Below are 11,104 nucleotides of genomic sequence, written 5' to 3'. Positions count from 1 at the left end.
GGTATGAATGGGAGAACGCCTTTTGAGGTTTTAAAGAGTAAGTGGGATTGTTTGTTTAATCTTAATGTTGCTTGTTTCCCTGTTGTGCTGCTTGAGGATGTTTTTGTGGTGGCTAATAGGCTGGGGGTATTGGAAAAGGGTGGGGAGAATGTGCTCACCCCCTACCTAACGAGAATTTATATCAAAAGGTTAAGAATCAAAAAGTTTAAAAACAAGCTGAGGAGTAATGAAAAATGAAAGGAAATATCTTCCCTTTTTCTCTATAATTTTAGCCACTCCACCTTTTTTAAACTTTATTCTGGATGGATTGATACACAAAAGCTCATTCATGAAAATTGAAAGGTCAGGTTCGTGGGCAACTATTGCAATGTTTCCGTCAAACTTTTCAAGAACTTCAAGGTAATCTTCCACCTCAGCATCAGGCTTTAGTAGTTCTGTAATTTTAAGCTTCTGTCCTGTTATTTCCTTTAAAATTTGAGCCGTTTTTAAGGCTCTTTCACACGGACTTGAAACAATAATAAAGTCATCAGGAAACAAATATTTTATCTTTTGTGCAAACTCTCTAAATTCTTCTTCCCCTTCTTCTGTGAGAGGCCTTTTACAGTCATCACCTATCCACTCTTCCCTATCAACAGCCTTTCCATGTCTTATAAGGAATATTTTTCTCATACTTTCACCTCTCTTATCCACTTTTCAAAATACTCCTGGGAATTGAAATCCCTCTTTTCGGGACGGTAGTAGGTTCCATCAGACTGTAAAATTCTCACTTTTGCTGTATCCTTCAGTTGAATTTCAAGAATATTCTTCAAAAACTTCTTAAGCTCAGGAGATTCTATTGGAACAAGAGATTCTATTCTTTTGTGAAAGTTTCTCGGCATCCAGTCAGCACTGCTTATATAAACTTCTTCATCACCTTTATTTTTAAAGTAGAAGATTCTTGCATGCTCAAGATATTTACCAACTATACTTATGACTTTTATATTTTCACTTACTCCTTCAATTCCAGGTCTCAAACAACAGATTCCTCTAACTATAAGGTCTATCTTCACACCTTTCATAGAAGCTTTATAAAGCATCCTTATCACTTCAGGATCAACAAGAGAGTTCATCTTTGCAACAATTCTACCCTTCTCTCCAGCTTCCATCTCCCTTTCTATAAGGCTTAAAATTTTCTTTTTCAATGTAATCGGAGACATATATATCTTTTTAAGTTCCGGCGGATGAAAGTAGCCGGTCATAACATTAAAGAGTTTTGAAACATCTTCTCCAATGACAGAATCTGTCGTCATAAATCCTATATCAGAGTAAATTTTAGCTGTTGAAACATTATAATTTCCCGTGCCTATATGAATATACCTTTTTAAAGTATCATCCTCTTTCCTTACTATCATTAAAAGCTTTGCGTGGGTTTTAAGTCCAGGAACACCATAAACAACATGAACCCCTTCTTCTTCAAGCTGTTTTGCCCAAGTAATATTACTTTCCTCATCAAAACGAGCTTTTATCTCAACAACTGCAACAACTTCTTTACCGTTCTGGGCTGCTTTTTTGAGAGCTTCAACAATAGGAGAATCTTTTCCCACCCTGTAAAGTGTTTGTTTTATGGCGAGAACATTAGGGTCTTCTGCAGCTTCTTCTATCAGTTCCACCACAGGATCTATTGATTCGTAAGGATGAAAAAGAGCAACATCTCTCATTTTTAAAACAGAAAAGATATCTATATTGAAAATGCTTGGATAATAAGGAGTGTAAACAGGAAACTTTAAATGAGGCTTATCTATCTCGTAAACTTCCCAGAGATCTGAAAGGTTTAACGGCATATTAAGATGGAAAATATCCTCTTCATGAAGCTCAAGCTCATCTTTTAGAAAGTTTATCATATACTCGGTGCAGTTGTTCATTTCAAGTCTTACAGGTTTTCCAAATCTCCTCTTTCTTATCCCTTTTTCTATCTCTTCAAAAAGATCATCTGCCTCATCTTCCTGAATAACTATATCAGCATCCCTGGTTATTCTTATGGTTGCAACATTTGTAATATTCTGTTCGGGGAAAAGACTGTCTATATGATGAATTATCAGGTCTTCAAGAAGGATATAGTGAAGCTCCCCATTCTCCGATTTTAACTTTATAAAACGGGGAAGATTTTTAGGAACAGGGACAAGGCCGAATTTTAACTCTTCATCGTGAATCTCAACAATCACGTTAAAACTTAGATTCGAAAGATGGGGAAAAGGATGAGTAAGGTCAACAGCAAGTGGCGTAAGAACAGGATAAACAAATTCATAAAAATATTTATCAGCAAGCTTTTTAAGAGTTTTGTTAAGTCTATCATATCTATGAATAAAAATAGAGTTTGCTTTTAACTCCCTTATCAATTTTTTATATTGAGCAGAAGCCACTTTCAAAAGAGTTCTTGTTTTCTGAGAAACTTTTCTAAGTTGCTCTTTTGGGGTTAATCCATCAGGTGAAGGTTTTGTTATACCAGCAGAAATCTGCTGTTTTAAACCAGCAACCCTTATCATAAAAAACTCATCAAGATTTGTGAAAAATATTGCAAGGAACTTCACTCTTTCAAGGAGTGGATTTTTCTCATCTTCAGATTCTTCAAGAACTCGCCTATTAAATTCAAGCCAGCTCAACTCCCTGTTTATTAGAAGTTTTGGACTGGCAAGATCTGCCGTTTTCCCCATTTTTCACCACCTTTTCATAAAGAATACCTTCTCTTATACTGTACTTTGAAATTAACAGTTCCTTAGATTTAAATATATTCATAAGTTTAAGTCCAACCACCGCTGCCACCAAAACTGTTTTTGTCCTTTCTATTGGAATTTTATACTTTTCTGTCAACCTAATAGGAGAAGTCTCCTGAATTTCCTTTATTATTTGCTTTAAAAGTTTCTTCTTTATTTTTCGCTTTCCTGTAATTTTTTTTATAGCTCTGATACTCCCACCTATACCAACAAGTTTTTCCGATTCCCCAAAAATATTTTTATCTTTCTTTACGTATTTCTCCACTTTCTCTTCTACACACAAAATATTGTAGGAATTTCCATCAACGCAATCTTTAAACTCAAGAGTTCCAAGTGGATAGCTTTTGCAACATTTTATTTGCCTGTCTTTAATTTTGCACACTTCAAGACTCCCGCCACCTATATCAAAAGTTAAAAAACATTTCTGCTTTATATCAAGCAAAGCCCCAAGAGTAGAATAGTAGGCTTCCTCTTTACCTGAAAGAACTTCTATTTCAAAAAGATCTGCCATTTTAGAAAGAAACTGCTCGCGATTTTTTATCACTCTTAATACATACGTTCCAAAAGCTATAACACAAGAAGGTTTAAAATAAAACAATCTGTCTTTAAAAGACTCAAGAGCAACCCGTGCTTTTATAAAGCCTTCTTCAGTTAAATAACCATCATTATCAACACAATCAAGAAGCCGAATATAAGCCGACTCCTTAAATATCTGTTTAAACTTCTTCTTTTTAAAATCCACCTTGTAAACTGCAAGTTTTACAGTGTTAGAGCCAATATCTACAATAGCTACCGTTTCCAAGTTATCTATCCGTTTTTTAAATATTCAATACATTTTCCAACTTCATATTTACTGCCAAGAATAACAGGAACTCGCTGATGAAGTTTTTCAGGAACAACCTCAAGTATCGGTTTTTCTCCTGTGGTTGCAAGACCGCCAGCATTTTCAATTATAAAAGCCATAGGACTTGCTTCATAAAGAAGCCTTAACTTACCATTTCTATTTTTAACATCTGCAGGATATATAAAAATTCCCCCTTTAAAAAGGGTCCTGTGAACATCGGCAACCATTGAACCGACATATCTTAAAGTATACTTCTCCTCTTTTAAGCTATCTATAAATTTTCTTAAGCCATCATCCACCCATTTGTTATAGTTAGCCTCGTTAATTGAATAAATTTTCCCCTTTTCAGGCATTTTAAAGTTATCCTCAACAAGAATAAAGTTTCCACTTTCAGGGTCAAGAATAAAAACAGAAACAAACCCGGGAAGCGCAAGAACTAACATAGTGCTTGGCCCATATATCACATATCCAGCAGCTATCTGTTCTTTACCAGGTTTTTTTATATCCCCTTTATGAATGGAAAAAATCGTCCCTATACTGACATTAACATCAATATTTGAAGAACCATCAAGAGGATCAAAAGCGATAGAATAACCTGTATCTGAAAGAATAAGACAATCCTCTACTTCTTCAGAAGCAAGCATACAGGCTTTTCCGGTACATTTAAGGGTATCAGTAATAATACTGTTTGCAAGTTCATCAAGTTTTTGAACAACCTCTCCCTGAACATTAACTTTCTCAGCAGAACCAAGAATATCAAGAAGAGCTGCTTTTCTTACTTTTCCTGCAATTGTTTTTGTGGCTGAAGTTATTTCTCCTATTATAAGAACAAGATCATCATCTATCAACGGATTTTCCACAGCTTTCTGAAAAAGATATGTTATTAAAGGTATCACCTGTCACCTCCTAAAGTTTTTTAAAAACATTTTCAAAAGCTTCTCTTATAAGATCCTGATCAAGTTCAAAATTTGCTTTTTCTATAATATCAAAAACTGCAACAAGCCCTGCTTCAAGTTTTAAATTGTAAAGTCCGTAAATAAATTTCTCTCCAATATTTGAGATAATTTCTATATATTCGGAATCTTTACAAACCTCCTTTGCTGCATTTACAAAAACTGAAAATCCCTCCCTAAAATCAATATCAGCATCTTTCATAACACCTTCTATTTTAAGAACACCGTTTTTATCAAAGAAAAGAAGAACATCCATAGAACCTTCAGAAAATATATTTGAGCAAACCTCAAGAACCTCCTTAAATTTTTCAGAATCAACTATTATCTGTTCATAAACATTTTGAATATTTGTTTCTATTTCTGAAATAGCTTCCAAAGCATCTTCTTCCATTTTAAACTGTTCAAAAAGAGACATTAAAAGAGAAAAATCACAATCTATATTTTTTTCTACCTTTTGCTTACATGGCTGTAAATCAACACTTTTCACAATAGGAGAATTTTTAATAATTGTCTTTAGAGCGTCTTCTCCTTTGAGCTCAGAAGAAGCATTCTTATACTCAACTCTAATTATATTTCCGTTATGAATGTAAATGCTACCTTCTCCCTCACCTGTCTTTAAAAAAACTTTCCAGCAACCTCCTGTTCCTATAAGGCCAAAAAGAATCTCTTCAAGTTTCATATTTTTCTTTCCTTCTCTCTATCATCTTTCTAAGTTCCACCGAAACGTCTTTAAGCCATGAAGAAAGCTTTACCATCATTTTATCTGTGGAAAATCCAGCAGAGGTAAGAGTCGGATCACAAATCCATATAAGATATATATCAAGCCCAGCACTCCTGTTTTTTAATATAAACACTTCTTCCATAGATTCCGTTCTATAAACAACAACCTCAGGCTGCTTAAAAATATTATCTTTCAGAGATGCTTTGGACTTTTCATGAAACTTGGCAACAGTATCAAAAATTTTTACACCATAAGGAAATAATCTATCAACATTATAGTGTTTATTTTTTACCTTTGAATAAACGGTCAACCCATCAGCAGAAACAATAGCATGAGCAATCCATTCACCAGTTTCTATCTCTTTAGAACGCTTTTCCAGAAGATCCGATATCGTTTTTACAGCATCTCTATTTTCCGACTGGAAAAAATTCTTCAGAAAACCAAACATAAAAACCTCTAATTATATCTTGTTATTATATCATTAAAAATTTCTTAAGAAACTCTCGCCAATTACCTGAGAGAATTTCCATATAATCAATGGATACCAAAGAGGAATTTAAAAAATAAACCCATGCATCAACAAAATCATTGTAAGGAAGTAATTTAACAGGCTTTTTAACCCTCAAATATAAACTATGACTGGGAAAATCTTCAAAAAATTCTTCAAAAAAATCAATAGCCTTAAGTGTAGAATAATCTACCTGATAAACCTCTCCAAAAACTCTTCCATTTCCTTCAACAACAGCTGGATACCCCTCCTTTAAATGCACTAATTTTCCGCCATAGAGAATTCCATAACCTACAAAACTTGTATCTGAAAGAAAAATGTTAGCAGAGAAACCAGACATTAATGTTCCATAGACAAAAAGAAGATGAAACATACCCTTCCTCGTTTATATATAAAAACTGTTTATTTTATTCTACATCTTAAAAGTAAACAAAACAACCATATATAAAAAAAGCCCCTCTTGAGAGGGGCTTTTAAAATCTCATCTACAATTTTAAGAAAACATCAACTTTTGAAGTAACACCTTTTTCTTCTCAAGTTCTTCTTCAAGCTTTCTTTTTTTATCAACCTCTTCCTCAGGAAGAGATTCTATCTCTTTTTCCATAGACTTTATCTCTTCTTTTACTTCATCAACAGTAATTTCACCAGGTTTATAAATATCTTTTACAGCAACAAGAACCTGATCCTGCTCTATCTCAAGAAATCCGTCATAAACATAATACTTTTCTTCTTCTCCATTCTCGTTAATAAAAGAAACTGAAGCAGCATTAAACTTGTAAAATTCAGGTTGATGGGCAGGTAAAACACCTATCATTGAATCATCCATATCTACATAAACTTCTTTTGCTTTACCACCAAAATGCTTACCTGTTAAAGATGCTATTTTTAAATCAACTGTATGTAAACCTTTCTTAACAGCCATCAATCAGCTCCTTCTTAAGCTTTAGCTTCTGCTTCTTTCATAAGTTTTTCACCTTTCTCTATAGCCTCTTCTATATTTCCAACCATGTAAAACGCGTTTTCTGGAAGATGGTCAAGCTCCCCATTAACAATCTTTTCAAAACCTTCAATAGTCTCTTCAATAGTAACATATCTACCAGGCATTCCTGTAAATACTTCTGCTACGTGGAACGGCTGAGTAAGGAATAGCTGAATTCTTCTTGCCCTGTGAACAACAAGCTTATCCTCTTCAGAAAGCTCTTCCATACCTAAAATAGCAATAATTTCAAGGAGCTCTTTATACCTTTGAAGATATCTTTGAACTTCCCTTGCAACTTTGTAGTGTCTTTCTCCTACATATTCAGGAGCAAGCATTCTTGATGTTGATTCAAGTGGATCAACCGCTGGATAGATACCCTGCTCTGCAAGCGCCCTTGAAAGAACAGTTGTGGCATCAAGGTGAGCAAACAGAGTAAACGGAGCCGGGTCTGTAAAGTCATCAGCAGGAACGTAAATAGCCTGAACTGAGGTAATAGAACCTTTTGTGGTAGATGTAATCCTTTCCTGTAGAGCACCAACTTCTGTTGCAAGTGTTGGCTGATAACCAACCTCAGATGGAATTCTACCTAAAAGAGCTGAAACCTCAGAACCAGCCTGAATAAATCTAAACATGTTATCAACGAAAAACATCATATCACGGCCTTCAACATCACGGAAATACTCAGCCATTGTAACTCCAGTCATGGCAACACGCCATCTATTTCCTGGAGGCTCGTTCATCTGACCGTAAACAAGAACAGTATTTTCAAGAACGCCAGATTCTTTCATCTCAAGCCAGAGGTCTGTACCTTCTCTGGTCCTCTCTCCAACACCTGCAAAAACAGAAAAACCACCATGTTTCATGGCAACGTTATGGATAAGTTCCATTAGAAGAACCGTCTTACCAACACCAGCACCACCAAACAGTCCTGTTTTTCCACCCTTAGCATAAGGCTCAAGAAGGTCTATAACCTTAATACCTGTTTCAAAAATCTCTGCTGTTGACTTTTGCTCAGTAAGAGGAGGAGCAGATCTATGAATTGGCCAGTATTCTTCAGCTTTGACTTCTCCACCTTCATCAATAGGCTCTCCAACAACGTTGAAAATCCTTCCCCTTGTAGCATGACCAACAGGAACTTTTAAATAATCTCCGGTATCAACAACTTCCATTCCTCTTTTAAGCCCTTCAGTAGCACCAAAAGCAACACATCTTACTTTGTTATCACCAAGGTGCTGATGCACTTCAAGATATAATTTCCCTTTAGTAACTTTTCCATCCCACGTTACCTGCTTAACATCAGGGATATAAAGAGCATGATAAAGCTCTGGTAGCTTTCCATCTTCAAATTCAACATCTATAACAGGTCCTACAATTTGAACTATCTTTCCTTTGTGCTCAGCCATTACCTTCCTCCCTATTTCTTCATTGCCTCAATAGCAGTTGTAATTTCTATTAACTCTTTCGTAATAGCAGCCTGTCTTGCCTTGTTAAATGAAAGGGTTAACTTATGAATCATATCTTCAGTATTTTTTGTAGCGTTATCCATAGCAGTCATACGAGCAGCATGTTCGGATGTTTCCGATTCTTTTAAAGCCCTATACACAGCTGCTCTTAAATACGCTTCCACAGCTTCATCTATAACAGACTCATCCTGCTCCATATAGTATTCACCTTCAGATTTAAAAGTGGTTTCTTCAGGTTCAAGAGGCATGAGCTTTTCAAAAGTAACTTCCTGAACAAGCGGATTTACAAATCTGTTGTAAACAACATAAATCTCATCACAATATTCTGTAACGTAACCTCTGTAAAGCTCTTCTGCTATCTCTTCAGCAAGTGGAATACCAATTCTTCTAAAAACATCCCTATACTCTTTACGCACCTTCAAGTTAGAGTGTTTAGTGAAAAACTGAGAAAGTTTATTTCCCACTGTTGTTAAACTTATAGCTATTCCCTCTCTTTTCTTTTCTTTTGCAAACTTTTTAACAGCTCTGATAATGTTTGAGTTAAAAGCACCACAAAGTCCTTTATCAGAACCTATAAGAAGAAGCTCTATTCTAAAAACAGGACGTTTAGCAAGAATCGGATGCTCATCAGGATTGGCTCTATAACACAAATTTTTAATCATATCAGACATAACATCTGCGTAAGGTCTTATTCTATAAAGCTCTGATTGAGCTTTACGAAGCTTGGCAGCGGATACCGCCTTCATAGCAGACGTTATCCGCTTGGTGCCTTTAAGACTTTTAATTTTATTCTTAATATCTCTCATACCTGGCATTGTTATACCCTCTCATTAGACTTCAAAAGTCTCTTTAAACCTCTTTATAGCTTCATGGAGTTTCTTCTCAAGCTCCTCGTCTATCTTCTTCTTCTCAAGAATCTCATTCAGGATCTCCGGACACTCAGCATCCATAAACGCGTAAAGTTCTCTTTCAAACTTAGTAATACTTTCAACTGGGATATCATCAATGTAACCATTAATTGCAGCAAAGAAAGCAACTATCTGCTTTTCAACCGGAATAGGATTGTATGGTGGCTGCTTTAAAAGTTCCATCATTCTTCTACCACGTTCAAGTTGAGCCCTTGTAGCAGGGTCAAGGTCAGATGCAAACTGAGAGAAAGCTTCAAGCTCTCTATACCTTGCAAGCTCAAGACGAAGCTTTCCAGCAACCTGTTTCATAGCCTTTATCTGAGCTGCACCACCAACCCTTGATACAGAAAGACCAACGTTAATAGCAGGTCTTTGCCCTTTATAGAAAAGGTTTGTTTCAAGGAAAATCTGTCCATCTGTAATAGAAATTACATTTGTTGGAATGTAAGCAGAAATATCACCTGCTTTTGTTTCAACAATCGGAAGAGCTGTAAGAGAACCTGCACCAAGCTTATCATTAAGTTTTGCAGCCCTTTCAAGAAGCCTTGAATGAAGATAGAAAACATCGCCAGGATAAGCTTCACGTCCAGGAGGACGTCTCAAGAGAAGTGACATCTCCCTGTAAGCCACAGCCTGTTTTGAAAGGTCATCATAAATGATAAGAGCTGCTCTTCCTGTATCTCTAAAGTATTCAGCAATTGTAACAGCAGCAAAAGGAGCAATATACTGAAGTGCTGCTGGTTCAGAAGCAGTAGCAGATACAACAATAGTATAATCTAAAGCTCCAAGCCTTCTTAAAAGCTCTATAGTCTGAGCAACCGTGGACCTTTTCTGCCCTACAGCACAATAAACACAGATAACGTTTTCCCTTTTCTGATTAAGAATAGTATCTATAGCAACTGTAGTTTTACCTGTCTGCCTATCACCGATAATAAGTTCCCTCTGACCTCTACCGATAGGAATGAGAGCATCAATAGCTTTAATACCTGTCTGTAGCGGTTCATGAACAGGCTTCCTTGTAACAATTCCAGGAGCAATCCTCTCAACAGCTCTTCTTTCTGCATAATCAATTGGCCCTTTTCCATCTATAGGATTACCAAGAGCATCAACAACTCTACCTATAAGTGCATCACCAACAGGAACATCAAGAATTCTTCCCGTTCTTTTAACTTTTCCGCCTTCTACAATACCTTTTCCTTCTCCAAGAAGAACTATACCGACGTTGTCCTCTTCAAGGTTGAATGCAACCCCTTCAGTTCCATCCTCAAATTCAACAACTTCACCATACTCAACATCTTCAAGTCCATAAACTCTTGCTACACCATCACCAACTTTTATTACTATTCCTGTCTCTTCAAATTTTATTGAGTATTCAAACTCTTCTATCTGTTTCTTAATCAGTTCTAAAACTTCTTCAGACCTCACCTGCATCCCTTCACCTCTCTCTATTATTCTGCAAGTTCTCTTTTAATAGTTTCAAGCTGTGTTTTAATGGAAGCGTCTATTACTCTATCCCCAACTTTAACTATAAATCCACCTATAATAGAAGGATCAATAGTAACATTAAGACCAACTTTTTTACCTGAGATTTTTTCCACCTGTTCTTTAACAAACTTCAATGTTTCTTTATCAAGATTTGTTGTGCTTATAAGCTCCGCCTGAACTCTTCCCAAAATAAAGTCAACATACTTTTTAAACTCTTGCTCAACAACCTTTATAAGATGGAAATCTCCTTTTTCTGCCATTTCAAGGAGAACTTCTTTAAGTTCAATAGTGATATCAAGCTTATCAAGAATCTTTTTAACAAAATCAAATTTTTCTTTCTTATCAACCGCTGGACTTGAAAGATACTTTATAGCTTTCTCATCAAAAAGAGATACTACTTCGTAAAGCTCCTCATGAACTTCTTCAAGCTCTTCTTTTGCAAGTTTATTCACAAGTTCCTTAGCATATTTTTTTGCTTTCCTAACATCCACTC

Annotated in this window: 13 protein-coding genes; 1 reads left to right on the top strand and 12 read right to left on the bottom strand. The window is 35.7% G+C overall.

Translation table 11 applies throughout. The features are described from left to right. Window positions 1-237: hypothetical protein (locus CHB58_RS09090; protein WP_219350063.1), on the top strand; the 237-nt coding region annotated here is incomplete at its 5' end. Here CHB58_RS09090 and sixA read toward each other — a convergent pair. The 12 genes from sixA to atpH form a co-directional block, all read right to left on the bottom strand. After that, window positions 190-669, bottom strand: a complete 480-nt coding sequence (sixA, locus tag CHB58_RS03650; RefSeq protein ID WP_089322747.1) for a phosphohistidine phosphatase SixA — start codon at window positions 667-669, stop codon at window positions 190-192. The two genes, CHB58_RS09090 and sixA, sit on opposite strands and share 48 nt — an antisense overlap. Further along, entirely contained in the window at window positions 666-2,690 is a 2,025-nt protein-coding gene (gene ppk1 / locus CHB58_RS03645; protein ID WP_089322746.1) for a polyphosphate kinase 1, read from the bottom strand. Before ppk1 ends, sixA begins: the two co-directional genes overlap by 4 nt. Continuing rightward, entirely contained in the window at window positions 2,626-3,552 is a 927-nt protein-coding gene (locus CHB58_RS03640; protein ID WP_089322745.1) for a Ppx/GppA phosphatase family protein, read from the bottom strand. The genes ppk1 and CHB58_RS03640 overlap by 65 nt, the downstream gene beginning before the upstream one ends. Window positions 3,553-3,557: 5 nt before the next feature. Further along, on the bottom strand, window positions 3,558-4,487 hold the full coding sequence (gene fbp, locus CHB58_RS03635) for a class 1 fructose-bisphosphatase (RefSeq protein WP_089322757.1): 930 nt from the start codon (window positions 4,485-4,487) through the stop codon (window positions 3,558-3,560). Window positions 4,488-4,500: 13 nt separating this feature from the next. Continuing rightward, window positions 4,501-5,226: a hypothetical protein gene (locus CHB58_RS03630; RefSeq protein WP_089322744.1), complete on the bottom strand. Its 726-nt coding sequence runs from the start codon at window positions 5,224-5,226 to the stop codon at window positions 4,501-4,503. Next, window positions 5,216-5,716: a hypothetical protein gene (locus CHB58_RS03625; RefSeq protein WP_089322743.1), complete on the bottom strand. Its 501-nt coding sequence runs from the start codon at window positions 5,714-5,716 to the stop codon at window positions 5,216-5,218. Before CHB58_RS03625 ends, CHB58_RS03630 begins: the two co-directional genes overlap by 11 nt. 25 nt (window positions 5,717-5,741) lie before the next feature. Beyond that, window positions 5,742-6,149 (bottom strand): gamma-glutamylcyclotransferase family protein, encoded by a 408-nt coding sequence (locus CHB58_RS03620; RefSeq protein WP_089322742.1) that lies wholly within the window; start codon window positions 6,147-6,149, stop codon window positions 5,742-5,744. Window positions 6,150-6,269: 120 nt separating this feature from the next. Further along, window positions 6,270-6,698, bottom strand: a complete 429-nt coding sequence (locus CHB58_RS03615) for a FoF1 ATP synthase subunit delta/epsilon (protein WP_089322741.1) — start codon at window positions 6,696-6,698, stop codon at window positions 6,270-6,272. A gap of 14 nt (window positions 6,699-6,712) precedes the next feature. Further along, a complete protein-coding gene (gene atpD, locus CHB58_RS03610) occupies window positions 6,713-8,158 on the bottom strand; it encodes a F0F1 ATP synthase subunit beta (RefSeq protein WP_089322740.1) in 1,446 nt (481 codons plus the stop codon). Between the two features lie 11 nt (window positions 8,159-8,169). Next, entirely contained in the window at window positions 8,170-9,033 is an 864-nt protein-coding gene (gene atpG / locus CHB58_RS03605; protein ID WP_089322739.1) for an ATP synthase F1 subunit gamma, read from the bottom strand. Between the two features lie 15 nt (window positions 9,034-9,048). After that, window positions 9,049-10,557, bottom strand: a complete 1,509-nt coding sequence (atpA, locus tag CHB58_RS03600; protein ID WP_089322738.1) for a F0F1 ATP synthase subunit alpha — start codon at window positions 10,555-10,557, stop codon at window positions 9,049-9,051. A gap of 17 nt (window positions 10,558-10,574) precedes the next feature. Beyond that, window positions 10,575-11,102: an ATP synthase F1 subunit delta gene (gene atpH / locus CHB58_RS03595; RefSeq protein ID WP_245807328.1), complete on the bottom strand. Its 528-nt coding sequence runs from the start codon at window positions 11,100-11,102 to the stop codon at window positions 10,575-10,577. Between the last annotated feature and the right edge of the window lie 2 nt (window positions 11,103-11,104).

The sequence above is a fragment of the Desulfurobacterium atlanticum genome, assembly GCF_900188395.1.
GTDB lineage: Bacteria > Aquificota > Aquificia > Desulfurobacteriales > Desulfurobacteriaceae > Desulfurobacterium_A > Desulfurobacterium_A atlanticum.
This window is presented reverse-complemented; position numbering and strand designations above follow the sequence as displayed.